We start from the raw sequence: 17,445 nt of genomic DNA on the forward strand, positions 1-17,445 counted from the left end.
TTGAACCCGCGCCAAATCTACCGAAATTATAGAAATTAGATGCATTGAATGTTGCCTTTTTTGCCTCCCTGGAGAAAATCTCCGGCGTTCTGCCGCGGCTATGAGAAATATTTTCCTCGCGGTTGCTCCGCGCCGGAGTCGGTCCGCCCTGTGGCCTATCTAGGGACGCGCGGTTGCCGGGCAAGTCTGCTCTGGGCGGGTTACTCGGCGGTCACCGGGAAATCGAAGCGCTGCTTTTGAAATGGCTCTTGGTCGAGCGTAAAATGCCACCATTCTCGCGCGTAGTTCCTGAAACCTCCCGCACGCATGGCATCGACAAGGAGCTTGCGGTTTGCCGCCGCTTCGGTGCCGAGCGGGCGATGCGCGGTCTCACTCGTCCGGTCGAAGCAGTCGAAGCCGGTGCCGAAATCGAGGGTGTTGGCATCGACCGCGCCGCAGGCCGGTTTCGGCACGGACATACTGTCGGCCGGTGCGATGGCGATATCGACGGTCGAGCCGCGCGAATGTGCCGACTGGCGGGCGACATAGCCCTCGGCGATGAGGTCGCCGCGCTTGACCTGCGGATACCATTGCGGGTCAGGCGGCCCGCCTGCGGTCGTCCAATCGCCCATGTCGGCCACGGAGCGGGCAGGGCGATAGCAGTCGAACACGATCAGCGTCATGCCCCTGGCGACCATTGCCTTCTGGACCCCGGCAACGGCTAAGGCCGCCTGCCGGGCGAGGATGCAGACCGGCGCATCATAGCCGCTTACCTTGCGATGCAGAAAATTGTCGGCGCCGGAATAGCGGATGTCCTGGCGGATCGAGGCATCGATGGCGGCCAATCGGACGAAGCCGGTGGGCAGGGGATCGGCCGAGGCGGGAAGAGTGACTGCGAAGAAAGCCGCTAAAATGGCGGCTATACTGCGTAAGGTATGGCGTGGCACGCCCCCCTCTGCCCTGCCGGGCATCTCCCCCTCGAGGGGGGAGATTGGCAGCTTTTGCGTCGCGCGCCGCCGTTGGTCATTGCCGAAAGCGGCCTGGCCATCCGATCTCCCCCCTTGAGGGGGAGATGGCCGGCAGGCCAGAGGGGGGCGCCTCGCACCGGACATCAGGCAATTTATCCCTTATTCCCGGACCTCGAAAGGCCAGTCTCCTGAATCCCTTGACGCAGCCTATTCAACGAACACTTTCACACTGGCCGCCCGTCCCGCCGCGTCGATGACGGTCAGCGTCGAGTAACCCGCGCCGTCGGGCTGCCATGTCGCGGTGCGGCGGCGATCGAGGCCGATGAGCGGCTTGCCGTTGGCCAGCCAGCGGAACGGCGCCCGGCCGCCTTGGAGCTTCAGCACCAGTGGCGACGCATCGGCCGAGTTGGTGGCGAGATCGACGCGGGCGCCATCCGGCGGGAAGATGATGGTCGGCGCGGGTTCGGTCGGGGTCGCCTGCACCAGGCCATCCGCGCCGGCGCCGAAGCGGGCAAGCGTCACCGGCAGGTCCTCGCGCTTGGGGGTGAAGGCGCCGGGCGGTTTGCCCGGCAGCGGTACGGTCGCCAGCCCCGAGCGGACAAAGCCTTCGAACAGGATCGGGGCGGCTGAGACATAGCCGGAAAGACCAGGCACCGCGCCGGCATCGGGCCGGCCGACCCAGACACCCAGCACATAGCGGCCGTCGAAGCCGACCGACCAGGCGTCACGGTAGCCGTAAGAGGTGCCAGTCTTGTAGGCAATGCCGCGCTGCAGGGCGCCTTCGGGTGGCTTCACACCCGACAAAATGTCGACGATCTGCCAGTTGGCCTGGTCGTTGAGGATGGTGGTGGTCGAACTCGCGGCGTTGGCCGGCTCGGTGCCGTCATGCAGCGAATGCGTCTTGCCGCCATTGGCGAGCCCTGTGTAGAACTGGACCAGGTCGCGCAGCGTGACGCCGACGCCGCCGAGGCCGATGGCCAGGCCGGGCGCTTCATTGACCGGCAGGATCGGGTTGACGCCCGCCTGACGGAAACGCGCCGTCAGCCGCGCCGGGCCGACGGCGTCGAGCACGCGGATCGCCGGCACGTTGAGCGATAGTTGCAAAGCCTGGCGGATCGAGACGTCGCCCTGATAGCCCATGTCGAAATTCTTCGGCCTGTAGCCGCTGAAATCGACCGGGCTGTCCTCGATCAGCGTTTCCTGCGCCACCAGTCCCTGCTCGAAGGCGAGGCCGTAGATGAACGGCTTCAGCGTCGAGCCGGGCGAGCGCACGACCTTGGTCATGTCGATCCAGCCGGAACGGCTGGAATCGAAGAAATTGGCCGAGCCGACTTCGCCCAGAATGTCGCCGGTGCGGGCATCGGCCAGCACCATGGCGACGGACAGACGCGGCCCGAGCTTGGTGGCGGCATCGCGCGCCACCTGTTCCAGTCCTTGCTGGACGCTTTTGCGGATCGTCAGCTTGAGCGGCTGGCCGGGGACGGCCCTGGGCAGCATCGCATAGGAGGCATGCGCGGCAAGAGCCGGCAAGGTGCGGCGCAGCCCCGACACGTCGTCGAGCGCCGCGCGCGCCGCCTCGCGTTCGCCGATCAGGCCTGACGAGACCATGCGGCTCAGCACACGATCGCGCGCGGCATGGGCGATCTGGAGGTTGCGGTCGGGTCGGCGCTTTTCCGGCAATTGGGGGAGGGCGACGAGAAGGGCGGACTCGGAAACGGTGAGCCGCTTCGGTTCCTTGCCGAAATAGGCGAGCGAGGCGGCGCGCACGCCTTCCAGGTTGCCGCCATAGGGCGCCAGCGTGAGATAGCGCTCGAGGATGTCGCGCTTGGACAGCCGCCGCTCGATCTGGATGGCGCGCAGCATCTGCTTGACCTTGGAGCCGAGGCTGCGGCTTTCGCGCGGCTCGATCAGCCGGGCAAGCTGCATCGACAGGGTCGAGCCGCCGGAAACGATATGGCCGCTGGTGGCGAATTGGCCGGCGGCGCGGGCGAGAGCCAGCACATCGACGCCCTCATGGTCCCAGAAACGCTTGTCCTCGTAGGTCACCAACATGTCGACGAACTGCTTGTCGACCTGGTCGAGATGGGTTTCGAGCCGCCAGTAGCCGTCCGGGGTGGCGAAGGCGCGCAACAGCTGGCCGTCGCGGTCCTGGACTTCGGCGGAGACGGTCAGAGTTGCGGGCAATGGTGGGGGGAAGGCGCGGTCGAGTTCCCAGAGGGCGGCGGTGGCGATTGCCGCAACGACGGCTAGCGATGCTCCCGCAATGGCGGCCCGCCAAATGAATTTCTTGGAGAGCATGGCGCTGCCCTCATCCGCCTGCCGGCACGACGGCCCTTCGGGCGTTCGCCGTTCGAAAAGCCAAGCAATTGGCTTTTCGTCCGCTGCGCGGACCACGGCTCACCTCCCCGAATAGTGACGGGGAGAAGGGAGCTGTCGCGGCGGTCGGCGCTAGCCCCTTTCTCCCCGTCACTATACGGGGAGAAATGCCCGGCAGGGCAATGAGGGGCAGCGCAAGCCTCACGTTCATATCCGCCAAGGCACCTTACGGCGCCTTGATCTCCATCATGCCGGTGGCGGTGCGGGCCGAATATTGCGGCCGGTACATGTCCTCCACCGTTGCCGCCGGATGGGCATAGGTGCCCGGCGTGACGGCGCGCACGACATAGGCAAGCGTCAGATTGTGGTCGTGGTCGCCGTCGGCCGGGTTGAATGCCGCGACGAAGCGGTCGTCGCGGAACTCCAGATGCGCGGCGTCGGTCTGTGCCAGCCAGGAGAAGTTCGTCAACTGGGCGCTGGAAACCAGCCCCGGATTGTCGATCTCGAAGCCGGCCGGCAACAGGTCGGTAACCAGCAGGCGCGACGGCCAGCTGTTCTGCTCGGTGACCTTGAGCACGACGACATAGCGTTCGTTCTGGGTGGCCTCAGTCACATTGGCTTCCGTGCCATCGAGCTTGTAGTAGGTGCGGCTGATGGTGAAGCCGTCGCCGCCGGCCGGCAAGGGCTGGATCGGCGACGCCACGGTGGTGACGACGGCCTGCAGCGGGGTCTTGCCGGTGTTGGCGATTTCGAGCGGGCTGTCGACCAGGTCGGAGCCGTTGACCTGGTTGGAATAGCCGCCGGAATGCGGCGCGCCGTTGACGGTCAGCGCGATGGAGTCATTGCCCTCCTTCAGCGCACGCGCCGCCAGCAGCATCCAGGAATCGTCCTGGGTGCTGGTCCAGCGGGCGTCGGCGCGTTTCCTTGTCACCAGCTTGATCAGCTCGGGCACGATCGTCGATACCGGCTTCGATTCCGCCGCCAGCGACAGCATCGCCGCGCCGTCACGCAATGCCGAGCCGTAGTCGGAACGGTACCAGTCGTAGTCGGTGCTCGACTTGGCCAGTTGCAGCGCGGTCTTGAACGTCGCCTCCGAACGCTGCGTGTCGCCATAGAGCGCAAGGCTCGCCGCCAACTGGGCGACGGCCATCGGGCTCGAGAAGGCTTCGAGCTGGGTGTCGGCGTAGTAGCGCAGATCGCCGATCGAGGCCTTCTTGTTGCGGGCCAGCACGTAGAGGGCGTAGGCGATCTCGCTACCGCGGTCCTGTACGCTCTGGTCGTAGCCGAGCGAGTTCTGCAGGTTGTTCAGGGCCTGGTTCATCGCCAGAGCCGGCACGTCGTATTTCTGCTCCCGCGCCCTGGTCAGGAATTCGCTGACATAGGCGTCGAGCCACAGATCGCCGGAGCCCGGACCCCACAGGCCGAAGCTGCCGCTCGAGGACTGGTAGCTCAGGACCTTGTAGATCGCATCCTGGATGCGCCCGTGCAGTTCAGGGTCGCTTTCCATGCCGACGCCTGATGCCATCTCGTTGACGTAGAGAAGCGGCATGGCGCGGCTGGTGGTCTGCTCGGCGCAACCATAGGGGTAACGATCGAGCGTCATCAAGAGCGACGGCACGTCGAAGGCCGCAGCCTGCGAAACGCCGACGCTGACCGATGCGCCTTCGAGCAGGCTGGCAGCCAGCAGCTCCTTGTCGACGCGAAGCGCGCCGCCATTGCCCTTGAGGTCGACTACAAGGCGCGTGGTGACCGGCAATTGGGCCGGACGCACCGGGACATAGAGCGTCTGCTCGACCTTGGTGCCGTCCGCATGCGCCAGCTTGATGGTCAGCGAGGCATTGCCCGCCGTCTTTGCGATCAGCGGCACGGTCAAGGTCTGGCGCTTGCCCTGGGCGAGCGTCAGCTTCTGGGGCAGGGGCTTGTCACCTGTCGACAGGTCCCCCGTCGTATCGATCGACAGCGCATAGTCGCCGGCCGGTCCGTCGGTGTCGGCAACGTCGAGACGCATGACGGCGTTGTCGCCAGGCGCCAGGAAGCGCGGCAGGCCGGCGGTGATCACAACGGGATCACGCACGATCACGTCCGACTGGGCATGGCCGATCGCCTCCTTGGTCCAGGCGACAGCCATGACGCGCACGGTGCCGTTGAACTGCGGGATGTCGAAGTCGATCCGCGCCTTGCCGTCGGCGTCGAGCTGGACGATGCCGGAGAAGAAGGCGACCAGTTTTTCAGTGGGCGGGCTGCCTTGCGTCTGCATGTTGGCGCCGTCACCGCCGGTCCTGAGCTTGCCGGTGGTGCCCAGCGAGCCATCGATCAGGCGGCCGTAGATGTCGCGGATCTCCATGCCCAGCATGCGCTGGCCAAAGAACCAGTTCTCCGGATCCGGCGCCTTGTAGTTGGTCAGGTTGAGGATGCCGACATCGACGGCGGCAACGGTGACATAGGCGTTGGTGCCCGGCTGCACGCCGGCCACGGAAACCGGGATCGACAGCTGCTGGCGCGGCATTGTCTTGTCCGGCGGCGTGAGCGTGACGGCAAGCTTCTTGGCGCCCGGATCGACGGTCAGCCATTTCACGCCGATGGCGCGGGCGGGCATGCGCGTTTCCTGCGCGTCGCCCGGCCGGAAAAGGGTTGCCGTGACATAGGCGCCGGCGCCCCAGTCGTCGCCGACCGGGATGTCGACGGTGCTGCCGCCGGCCGGCACGGTCGCCGTGATGGTTTTCAGGAGCTTGTCGGAGCCGATGTTGATCAGTAATTCGCCGGCAAAATGCGGCGAGATTTTCAGCTTTGCCACTTCGCCCGCGGCATAATTGTCCTTGTCCAGGGCAATCTCCAGGCCGTCAGGCGTTTCGGTGGTGGTCGAGGCGACATACCAGCCGGCGTCGAATTCATAGCTGGTCGCCGGCCCCTCGGGATCCGATGTCTCGACCTCGAGCCTGTACTGGCCCCAGTCGACAGGTACGGAGACGGCGGCGTCGCCATCGGCGTTGAGATCGATCTGGCCGTTGGCGATCGATTTGGTGAAGCTCACCGGCTCGTAGTTCCAGGAGTTGTTGGAGCGGTACCACTGATAATTGCGTTCGACCTTGACCAGCGTCCACTGCGCGCCTTTCAGCGCCTCGCGCTTGCCGTCGGGATCGACGGCGATCAGGCTGAACTTGGCCGTGCCGCCCTGCGGCACTTCACCATCGGCGAAATCCGGACGAATGCCGATCATATGGCCTTGCGGGCGGATGCCGATGTTGAGCGAACGCTCGATGGCGCGGCCACCGGTTTCGCGCATGCGCACCGTCACCTTGCCGTCGACCAGCTTGGTGGTCGAGGGCAATTGGTCGACGGAGATCGGGAAGGTCGCTTTGCCGTCGTCGCCGACCACCGGCAGATCGGTGAGCGGCGTGACCGTGGGCTCCGCCGACTGCTCGTCGGCGAGGCCGAAGGAAAAGTCGGGGAAGCGGTCCCAGTCCCGGGACGTCGACAGGGTCAGTTCGCCTTCCAGCGCCAGGCCCGCCGCCGGCGCGCCATAGAGGAAGCGGCCGTCAATGTTGATGTTGGCGGTTTCGCCCCGCGCAATCTCCTGCTTGTCGGCCTTCATGTCGAACTCGATGCGATCCGGCACGAAGTCCTCGACCAGGAACATCTGGCTGGCAACCGCCGGCTGCTTGGGGTCGGTGTGGATCGACACCGACCATGTGCCGCGCATGGCGTTGGCTTCAAGCGGCAGGTCGACGGTGTGACCGCCGGCCGATGCGCCGTCGCTGACGATGCGGCGGTCCTCGACGCCATCGGGACGCGAGAAGATAAAGGTCAGCGGCAGGTTCTCGACCGCCTTGGCCGCGCCGTCGCGGGCAAGCGCGGCGACATGGACGTCCTCACCGGCGCGATAGATGCCGCGTTCGGTCCAGGCATAGACGTCGAGCGCGCCCGGTGCGGCGCGTCCGGTGACGCCGCGGTCGGACAGGTCGAAGCCGGCCTTTGACATATCGAGGAAGACGAAATCATTGTCCCCCTGCTTGGCCATCAGCACGGCCGGCACCATGCCGCCGTCACCGCGCGTCAGGCCGGGGTTGAAGACGGCATGGCCGTTCGCATCCGACGTCGCGGTTCCGAGAACTTCGTTGTTACGGGCAACCAGCGTCAGTTCGGCCCCGGCAATCGGCTTGGCGCTACCCAGCGAACGGGCAAAGACGTTGAGCCCGTCCTGGCCGGTATAGGTCGACAGGCCGATGTCGGAGACGACGAACCACTGCGTGGCCAGCGAGCCGTAGTCGTCGCTCTTGTCGTTGACGGCCTTGGCGGTCAGCACATAGACGCCGGGCTTGCGCTGCGGCAGCGCTTCGTCGACCGGGAACGAGGTGGTGACCTCCTTGTTGAGATCGTTGACGATGTCGAGCTGGCCCTGCCAGACCGGCGCGCCCATCTGCTCGGAAATGTTGGAAATGTCATAGCCGTCGAGCTGGTGCAGGAACTGATAGCCCGACAGCAACTGCGCCAGCGAGCGGTCGCCGATGCGGTAGAGCTTCATCTCGGCGGCGTTCGTGTTGACGGTGACGACCGGGATGCCGCGGCGCGCGCCGGCCGGCAGCACGAAGCTGTCGCCGGTGAAGCGGGCGGATGGCGCGCGGTCCTGCACATAGATCGACAGCACCACGGGGGCAGCGGTCACTTCGCCGATCGCGGCCGGCAGGCCGGCGCGGAAGGTGACGTCATAGTGCTGGCCGTGTTCGAGCCCTTCGACGCAGATCTGCTTGTCCTTGGCCTCGATGCCCTTGGGCGCGGCGTTGTCGACGGTGACGAACTGCGCGTAGTCGACGCCGGTCTTGACCAGATCCTCGGAGAATTGCGCGCAGATGCGCGGCGCGCTGGTGTCGGCATCGACAGAGTGATCGATGACGCGGAATCCCTTGCGGGCCTTCAGATCAGCATAGTCGGCCTGGACCGCGGGCGAGCTTTCCAGCGCAAGGCTGGCTTCATAGGCCTGCAGCGCCGGCCGGTAGAGATCGCGCTTGTCGAGACCATTGCCGAGCAGCGCCAGCACTTCGGCGCGCGTCTTGGTGGTGCGCAGCAACTTGTAGGCGTTGAAGGCGGCCGACGTGGCGTTTGACGGCAAAGTTGAGGCTTCGGAGGTGCTCGCGGCGGGCTGTACGGCCAGCGTTTCGCGCGCCAGCTTGAGCCAGAGCTGGCCGTCATCCGGCATGACCGAGACAGCGGCCTCGTATTTCTGCATGGCGGAGCGATGGTCGCCGGTCTGTACGGCTTGTTCGGCCGAGTTGATCAGCGCCGCCATGCCCTCCGTCGGCTTGTCAAAGGCAGGGCCAAGCAGCTTGTTGCGGTATTGCTGGGCCTGGTCGGCCATCCAGTTGGGGAAGAAGGCGAGTTCCGGCGGCGCGCCGATATCTGGATCGCCGTCGATGTTGACGACCTTGCCGGCGACCGCGCCGTTGAAGGATTTCAACTGGTTATAGTCGGATTTGAGAAAGCACCATTTGGCCTTGGTGTTGTAGGTGAAGGCGCGGCAGGTCGGATCGCCGAGGCATGTCGTCTTGCACTGGTCGAGCGTGACGTTCTGGTCGGACCTGAGATCGAAGCCGAAATAATCGGAATTGTCCGTCGTTGCGATTCTTCGCGCTTCCGCCGCTTGCGCGACGCTACCCCAGGCAAAGAAAAGAAGGACGAGAATCGACAGACCACGAGCCGCGCGCATTGCCATAACACCCTCCAGACAATTGCAGACGTCCGGGCATGTTCAAGCTTCAGTCAGGCTTGTCAACGCGCGGACGCGGCAGGTCTCCGCCTGCCAACGGTTTATTTTCCGGCCAAGGACCGGTATGCGGACAGTAACCTCCACGGGAAGGGGATCACGCTTTCTTGCGGAAACGCAGAAGGTGTGAATTCCAAGCCCACCCTATTTCAGACAATTGGATTGTGGCCCCTTTACGAGCGCTTCAGAACTTCATTCCAATTTTAGTTTTGTAACCTAGGTTGTCTTAATGCCGGCGCATGAAGAGCAGATGTCAGGAGGGACCGCGCCAGGGCGCGTGCTTCCGCGCGCCCTGCTTTTGGCCATGATGTGCGGGACCGCGCTGATCGCCGAATCAAGATCCGTGGCCGCGTTCGAGCTTTTCGGCATCAAGCTGTGGGGATCGTCCAGCGACGAGGACGCGGACATTGTCGATCCGCTGCGCTACGCGGTGACTATCTCCGCGCCCGACGCCGACAAGGACCTCGTCAAGAAGCTCGAAAACGCCTCGGCGCTGAAAGGCGACGAGGACCGGCCCGTTTCGGGTTCGCTCGGGCTGATGGCCAAGGCGCGCGGCGACCGCGAACAGCTGGTCGCCGCACTTTATGCCGATGCCCGCTATGAAGGCGTCGTCACCATCACCATCGACGGCAAGCCGCTCGACGAACTGCCTCCGGACGCCGAGTTCAAGGGGCCGCAGCCTATCCCTGTGGCGATCAATATCGCCACAGGCCCCAAATTCACCCTTGGCGACATCCGGCTGGAGGGCGACGCGGCGGGGCTGATGAGCGCCGATTATGGGCTGATATCCGGCGGCGACGCCGGATCGGGCGCGGTGCTCAAGGCCGAGGCGCTGATCGTGCGGACGCTGAAGGAGCAGGGCAGGCCGCTGGCCAAGGTGACCGACCGGCATATCGTCGCCGACCATGCCACATCGACGCTCGATGTGACGCTGACGGTCGCAGCCGGGCCGGTCGCCGGCTATGGCGCGACCACCGTGGAAGGCACCGAGAAGGTCGACAGGGACTTCACCGAATACATGACCGGGCTGAAGCGCGGCAGGCAATACTCGCCACAGGAGATCAGCGACGCGCGCGACAGGCTGCTGGCGCTCGAGGTCTTCAACAGCGTGACGTTCAAGGAAGCCGACAAGCTCGACGCCGACGGCAACATTCCGATCGGCGTCCAGGTCAGCGAGCGCAAGCCGCGCTTTTTCGGCCTTGGCGGCACCTTCTCGAACACCGAGGGGCTTGGCCTCGAGGGCTACTGGGGGCACCGCAACCTGTTTGGCCGCGCGGAAAAGCTGCGCATCGACGGCGCCATCAGCGGCATCGGCAGCAACAATCTGTCCGAACTGAACTACAATGCCGGCATCATGTTCGAGAAACCCGGCGTGATCGGACCGGCGTCGAAGTTCTTCGCCAGCGTCAAGACCGTGCTCGAGCATCCGGATGCGTACGACCATTTCTCGGTCAAGGGCAGCACCGGCCTGTCCTACGAACTCGACAAGAAGCAGACCGTGTCGGCCGAGGTAGCGCTCGATTATTCGCGCATCCATGACGCCTTCGGCAAGCACACCTACCTGATCGCCAGCATTCCGCTGCAATATGTCTATGACAACAGGGACAGCAGGTTGAACCCGACCAGGGGCTTCAGGGTGCTCGCCTATGCCGAGCCGAGTTACGACATACTGAGTGGTGCGGCCTTCCTCAAGCTGAAGGGCGAGGGATCGGCCTATCAGTCGCTGGATACCGCGTCGAAATTCGTGCTGGCTGAGCGTGTCGCCATCGGCTCGATCGTCGGTACCGGGCTGCAGAACGTCCCGGCCGACCGGCGCTTCTATTCGGGCGGCGGCGGCTCGGTGCGCGGCTATGCCTATCAGGGCATCGGCCCAAAGGATTTCGCCGGCCAGCCGATCGGCGGCCTGTCCTTCTTCGAGACCTCTGTGGAGATGCGCATCGCCGTCACCGACACGATCGGCATCGTGCCCTTCGTCGATGCCGGCACGGTATCGACCAAGTCGGTTCCCAACTTCTCCGACGTCAAGGTTGGCGCCGGTGTCGGCCTGCGCTATGTCACGCCGTTCGGGCCGCTGCGCATCGACGCGGCCGTGCCGCTCAACCGTGATCCCGGCGACCCGCATTTCGGCATCTATGCCGGCATTGGCCAGGCCTTCTGACGATGAAAACGGTCTGGCGCATCCTTCGCATTGTCCTCTACACGCTGCTAATCATGGTCGCGGGCGCGATCGGCGCGCTCGTCGTGCTGACCAAGACCGAGCGTGGGCGCGACAATCTCGCCGGCATCATCTCGCGGCTCGCCTCGAGCGACGATCGCAAGGTCACCGTCAGCGGCATCGACGGCATCTGGTCGGGTAATCTCAGCGTCGACCATGTCGTGCTTGAGGATCGCGAGGGCGCCTGGCTGGTGGCGCGCAAGGTGGCCGTCGACTGGTCGCCGACGGCGCTGCTGTCGAAAAGCTTCAGCGCCGACCGGATCGCCGCCGGGCGCATCGAACTGGCGCGCCTGCCGGTGGCCGGTTCGCAGCCGCCGGCGCAGGGCGGCACGACGACTCTGCCTGTCTCCATCGACATCAAGCAGATCGACCTGCCGGAAATCGCGCTCGGCGAGCAACTGGCCGGCAGCGGTATCGCCGAGCTCGCAGCCAAGGGAATGCTCAGGGCCGATGCCGCGCCACTGGCGGTCCAGACGGTGCTCAACGTCACCCGCCACGACGGCAAGCAAGGCAATGTCGACGCCAAGATCCATTTCGCGCCCGCCGACAACAAGCTGGACCTCGACCTCAAGGCGTCGGAGCCGGCCGGCGGCATCATTGCCAACCTGCTCAAGCTGCCGGATGCGCCGCCGGTCGACATCGTCGTTTCGGGCAGCGGACCGCTTGCCAACTGGAGCGGTGTCGGCACCTTCCTCGTCGACCATCGGATCGTCACCCAACTTACCGGCCGCCACCAGCTCACCGACAAGGGCAATCATGTCGAGGCCAAGGGCGACGGCGATTTTGCGCGCTTCCTGCCGGAAAACCTGAAGCCGCTGTTTGCCGGCAAGACCAGCTTCGATGTCGCGGGCACCGCCACATCGGCGGGCGGCATCAGCATCGACCGGGCCAGCATCGAGAGCGATGCGGTACATGGCACCGCCGCCGGCATTGCCGATCCTGCCGGTGCCAGCGATCTCTCGGTCGAACTCGCCGCCAAGGGCCCGCCCGTGGTGATCAGCGTCGGCAGCAAGGCGCAGCCGATCACGCTCGCGATCAAGAACGCCACCGCACGCGCCTTCGGCGACGGCAAGGCGCCGATCGTCGACATCGGCGCCTCGTTCGTTTCGATCGTTGTCGGCGGCACGCGGCTGGATGATCTGGCGGCGCAAATCCATTCCGATGGTTTCGATATCCAGAATCGCGCCGGCCCGGTTGCCGTCAAGCTGGAGGCGGGCGGCCTGAAAACCGACGTCGCGACACTGGCGCCGCTGATCACCGGCAAGGTCGACGTCGATCTGGCCGGCTCAATCAGCAAGGACGCCATTATTGCCATCGATCAGGGTACGCTGCGCTCCGATGCGCTCAATGCGTCGCTCACGGCGACGGTGGCGCTGGCCGACATGTCGATGCAGCTCAAAATGAATGCCGATGCCGTGGCGACCGCGTTCCCGCAGCAGATCGCCTCGGTGCTCGGCGGGAGGGTGAAATTCTCGGCCGCTGCATCGCGCGATCCGCAGGGATCTTTCGCTGCGAACTCGATCGAACTCACTTCCGGATCGCTCAGCGCCAGCGGTACGGCCAGCATGCAAGGCACGGACATCCAGGCCGACATCAAGGGCAAATTGGGCGACGTTTCGGTGTTGTCGCCGACGGTCGGTGTGCCGGTTGCCGGCGGGGTCGATTTCGCGCTGTCGGCAACCGGCGCGATCACCGCTCCGGATTTCACCGTTAGCGCCGACAGCGACAGCCTGACCGCTTCGGGCCGCACGGTGAAGGCCATCAAGCTGACCGCGAGTGGCAAGGCCGACATAACCAACCCTTCCGCCAACGTCTCGCTGACTGGCGCCGTCAACGACCAGCCGCTCGACATCAAGGCGGCCCTGGTGACCAGCGAGGGCAAGCGCTCGATCAACGGCTTCCTGGTCTCGCTGGGCGACAACAAGGTCTCGGGCGACCTGGCGCTCGACGACAAGTTCATGCCCCTGGGCACGCTGACGCTCGCCGCACCGGCAATCGACCAGTTGGCCGCGCTCGCCGGCCAGGCGGTGACCGGCGACATCAACGGCACCATCCTCTTTGCCAAGGACGGCGACGCATCCTCCATTGCCATCGATACCAAGAGCACATCGGTCGCGCGTGGCGAGGTGACTGCCAAGGCGATCGCCATCAAAGCGCTGATCGCCAATTATCTCAAGGCGCCGGCGATGTCGGGCACCATCAAGGCCGATGCGGTCACTTCGGGAAGCACCGAAATCGGCGCCATCGGCGTCGACCTCAAGCGCGACGGCGACTGGACCAATTTCACTGGCGGCGCCACGATCGCGGGCATTCCTGCGACCGCTGCCGGCCGGGTTAAGATTGCCGAGGGCACCACCAGCGTCGAGATTGCTTCGGGCGAAGCCACCGTTCGCGGCATCAAGGCGGCGATTGCCGAGCCGTCGGCACTGTCCATCGCCAACGGCACGGCCAATATCGACAGGCTGGCGCTCGACGTTGGCGGCGGCCGGGTGGCGCTGTCGGGCAGTGCCGGCGAGACGCTCGATCTGGCGGCGCAGGTCTCCGCTTTGCCTGCCGCCCTTGCCAATGCGTTTTCGCCTGGCCTGGATGCCGCGGGAACGCTTGACGGTATCGCTGAAGTGAGGGGAGCGCCGGCCGCTCCCGACATCCGGTTCAACGCGAAGCTGGCCGGCGCCGAGACCAGCCAGACCCGACAGGCGGGGCTCGGACCACTCGCCGTCGATGCGGCCGGCAGCTACACGATTGCCGGCGGCGTTGTCCTCGACCATGCCACCCTCTCCGGCGACAAGGTCTCCGGCCAGGCCGCCGGAACCATCAACCCGAACGGGGCCAGCGATTTCGCGATCGATCTGACCTCGTCCGGCCCCAGCCTGCCGCTGACGGTCGGAAGCACCGAGAGCCCGGTCAAGATCGAGGTCCGGTCAGTGTCGGCCAAAATCGCGGGCGAAAGCACGCATGCCCGGCTGGACCTTTCCGCGATCCTGCCCTCGGTCGTCACCAGCCCGGCAAAGGTGGACGGACTTACCCTGACCCTGCACTCGGATGCGTTCGATCTCAGGAATCGCGCCGGGCCGGTTTCCGGAACGGTGTCGGTCGACAAGGTTGGGCTCGACAATCCGACGATCGCGCCGCTCATCGCGGGCAAGGTCACGGCGGCGCTCACCGCCCGGCTGAGCGCCGACGCCGTCGCCATCGACAGCGGTACGCTGAAAAGCGATGCGCTCAGCAGCCAGGTCGCCGGCCAGGTATCGCTGCGTGACGGTGCCATCGACCTCAACCTGAAGGCGGATGCGCCATCGTCTGCGTTGCCGGCGGCGGCACGCGGCATGCTTGGCGACCGCGCCCAGATAAGCGCCACTCTGAAGCGCGAGCCCAACGGCAATCTCAACATAGGTGGATTGAAGCTCACTTCGGGCCCGCTGAGCGCCGATGGGCAGGCAAGCCTTGCCGACAACAAGGTGACCGCCGACATCAGGGGTGCGCTGAGTGACATCTCGCGATTGTCGAAGGATGCCACGGGCGCCATCGCTTTCGCGCTGAGCGCGCAAGGGCCGGCCATGGCGCCCGACCTGTCGCTTACCATCAACAGCGACAAGCTCTCGGTGGCATCGCGCGAGATAACCGGATTGAAGCTCACCGCCACCGGCAAGGCGGACGCCGCCAATCCGGCGGCCAATGTCCAGCTTACCGGCAATGTCGCCGGCCAGGCGCTGCAGGGGAGTGCCGTGCTGGCAACGGCGAACGGCAAGAGCGCCATCAATGGCCTGCTCCTGTCCCTAGGCAAGAACAGGATTTCAGGCGATCTGGCACTGGACGACAAGTTCGTGCCCGAAGGTACCATCTCGCTCGACCTGCCCGATATCGGGCCGCTCGCCGCGCTGGCGCTGGAAAAGGCGGAAGGCGACGTGCGCGGCACGATCGCCTTCTCGAAGACCGGGGCGGCACCCCAGGTCGCCATCAAGGCGGCTACCGCCTCGATCACGCGCGGCGACCTCCAGGCGAAGGCCGTTTCCATAGATGCGCTGATCGCCAACTATCTCGCGGCTCCGGTCATCTCGGGCAAGATCCGCGCCGATACCGTCACATCGGGCGGCACCGTGATCCGCGGCATCGATGTCGATTTGAAACGCGACGGCGACTGGACCGGCTTCTCCGGCGGCGCCACGGTGAAGGGCATTCCAGCCAGGGCAGCCGGACGCGTGAAGGTAGCCGGTGGCACCACCACCATCGAGCTTGCGTCAGGGCAGGCGACCGTCCAGGGCATCAAGGCGGCCATCGCCCAGGCCTCGACCGTCAGCATCGCCAATGGCACGACGACGCTGGACAGGCTGGTGCTCAATCTTGGCGGCGGCACCGCGACGGTAACCGGCAAGGTCGGGCAGGCGCTCGACATCAATGCAGTGCTGGCGCGCGTGCCGATGTCGCTCGCCAACAGTTTCTCACCCGGGCTCGATGCAGCGGGTTCCATCTCCGGCACGGTAAAGGTGACGGGCGCACCGGCGAGCCCCGCCATTGCTTTCAACATCGACGCGGCCGGGGTGCAGACGTCGCAGACCCGTAGCGCCGGCGTCGGCGCGGTGAGTGTTGCCTCGACGGGTACCTTTGCCGGCAACAAGCTGACCTTCGACGCCAATGTCAGCGACGGCGCCGGGCTTGGCCTCAAGGGTGGCGGCACGGTGACGACGGTGGGCACTCCGGCGCTGGTGCTCGACTTCAATGGCGCCGTGCCGTTCGGCCTTCTCAGTGAGAAACTTGCCGCGCAGGGCTTGTCGCTGACCGGCAACGCCAACGTGAATGTCCAGGTGCGCGGTCCAGCGACATCGCCGGTGATCGGCGGCAGCGTCAAAACCTCCGGTGCGCGGCTGGTCGACGCACGCTCGGGCCTTGCAGTCAACGATATCGCGGCCGATGTCTCGATAGGCAACGGCGTCGCCACGATAAAACGGTTGACCGGAACCCTGTCGACGCGCGGCAGCCTGTCGGCCAGCGGTACCGTCGGCATCAATCCGGCGCAAGGCTTCCCAGCCGACCTGTCGATCAAGCTCACCGATGGCCGCTACACGGATGGACGCGTGGTGACCGCCAACCTTGGCGGCGACCTGACGATCAAAGGGCCGCTGACTTCGGCGCCGGCGATTGCCGGCACCGTCAACCTGGCCAAGACCGTCATCACGGTTCCGGACAAATTGCCGGGCTCGCTCTCGGCGCTTGACGTCAAGCACAAGAATGCGCCGGGTCCGGTCAAGGCACAGGACAAGGCGCTGCGCCCGGCGACGACCAGCGGCAAGAGCGGCGGCAGCGGCCTTGCGCTCGACGTCACGGTCAATGCGCCGAACCAGATCTTCATCCAGGGCAGGGGTGTCGACGCCGAACTCGGCGGCTCGCTCAGGCTGACCGGCCCGGCCTCGTCGCCGCAAGCCGTCGGCACCTTCACCTTGCAGCGCGGCCGGCTGTCGATCCTTGGCAAGCGGCTGACCTTCACCGAAGGCACGGTCGGGTTCTCCGGCTCGCTGGTGCCTTACCTCAATCTGACGGCGACGACGACCACGACCGGCGCGACCGTCACCATCGTGGTGTCAGGCGAGGCGACAAATCCGAAATTCACCTTCAGTTCGGTGCCGGCGCTGCCGGAGGATGAAGTGCTGGCGCAACTGATCTTCGGGCGGTCGATGTCGAACCTCTCGCCGTTGCAGATCGCGCAGCTGGCAGAAGCGGCCGGGCAACTGGCCGGCGTCGGCGGCTCGACGTCGCTGCTGGAGAATCTGCGCAGCGCCATCGGCGTCGACGATCTCGATGTCACCACCGACGACAAGGGCGGCACGGCGGTTTCGGCCGGCAAATATCTCAACGACCGCACCTATGTGACCATCCAGAAGGGCGACAAGCCGGGTTCCGGCAAGGCGACCATCGACCTCAATGTCGGGCGCGGCGTCAAATTGCGCGGCGAGGCGACGGACGCCGGTGAAGCCAAGGGCGGCATCTTCTACGAGAAGGAATATTGACGGCCTGGCCCCTGCCTTGGCCTCGACTGGCGCTGTCGTAACCGGTGCAAATGTCTCAATTTAATCGCCCGAAGAGATTTTGGCGAAATCTGGGCGCACTAGCAATTTTGCGCCAAGACTGTCGCTATCACGCGAACTGCCCCCCGTTCAAAGTTGCACATTCGCTCACATGTTCCCAATCCATGCCGTCTTTGACATCATGGCCCG

5 protein-coding genes are annotated in these 17,445 nt (G+C 65.4%); 2 read left to right on the top strand and 3 right to left on the bottom strand.

Annotation, left to right across the window (positions count from 1 at the left end; genetic code table 11):
* Positions 1-200: 200 nt before the first annotated feature.
* The 3 genes from EN851_RS00460 to EN851_RS00480 form a co-directional block, all read right to left on the bottom strand.
* Positions 201-950: a M15 family metallopeptidase gene (locus EN851_RS00460; protein WP_135928301.1), complete on the bottom strand. Its 750-nt coding sequence runs from the start codon at positions 948-950 to the stop codon at positions 201-203.
* 204 nt (positions 951-1,154) lie between these two features.
* The gene (gene pbpC, locus EN851_RS00470; protein ID WP_189521738.1) at positions 1,155-3,245 is read right to left on the bottom strand and encodes a penicillin-binding protein 1C; all 2,091 of its coding nucleotides are present in this window, start codon (positions 3,243-3,245) and stop codon (positions 1,155-1,157) included.
* Positions 3,246-3,489: 244 nt separating this feature from the next.
* Positions 3,490-8,970 carry an alpha-2-macroglobulin family protein gene (locus EN851_RS00480; RefSeq protein ID WP_135928302.1) on the bottom strand — a complete coding sequence of 1,827 codons (5,481 nt, stop codon included), beginning with the start codon at positions 8,968-8,970 and terminating at the stop codon, positions 3,490-3,492.
* Between the two features lie 280 nt (positions 8,971-9,250).
* On the opposite strand from EN851_RS00480, the gene EN851_RS00485 reads away from it, so the two are divergent.
* The gene (locus EN851_RS00485; RefSeq protein ID WP_135928303.1) at positions 9,251-11,179 is read left to right on the top strand and encodes an autotransporter assembly complex family protein; all 1,929 of its coding nucleotides are present in this window, start codon (positions 9,251-9,253) and stop codon (positions 11,177-11,179) included.
* A gap of 2 nt (positions 11,180-11,181) precedes the next feature.
* Complete coding sequence (locus tag EN851_RS00490) at positions 11,182-17,238, top strand: translocation/assembly module TamB domain-containing protein (protein ID WP_135928304.1); 6,057 nt, start codon at positions 11,182-11,184, stop codon at positions 17,236-17,238.
* Positions 17,239-17,445 lie beyond the last annotated feature (207 nt).

The organism is Mesorhizobium sp. M8A.F.Ca.ET.208.01.1.1 (assembly GCF_004791315.1).
Taxonomy (GTDB): Bacteria; Pseudomonadota; Alphaproteobacteria; order Rhizobiales; family Rhizobiaceae; genus Mesorhizobium.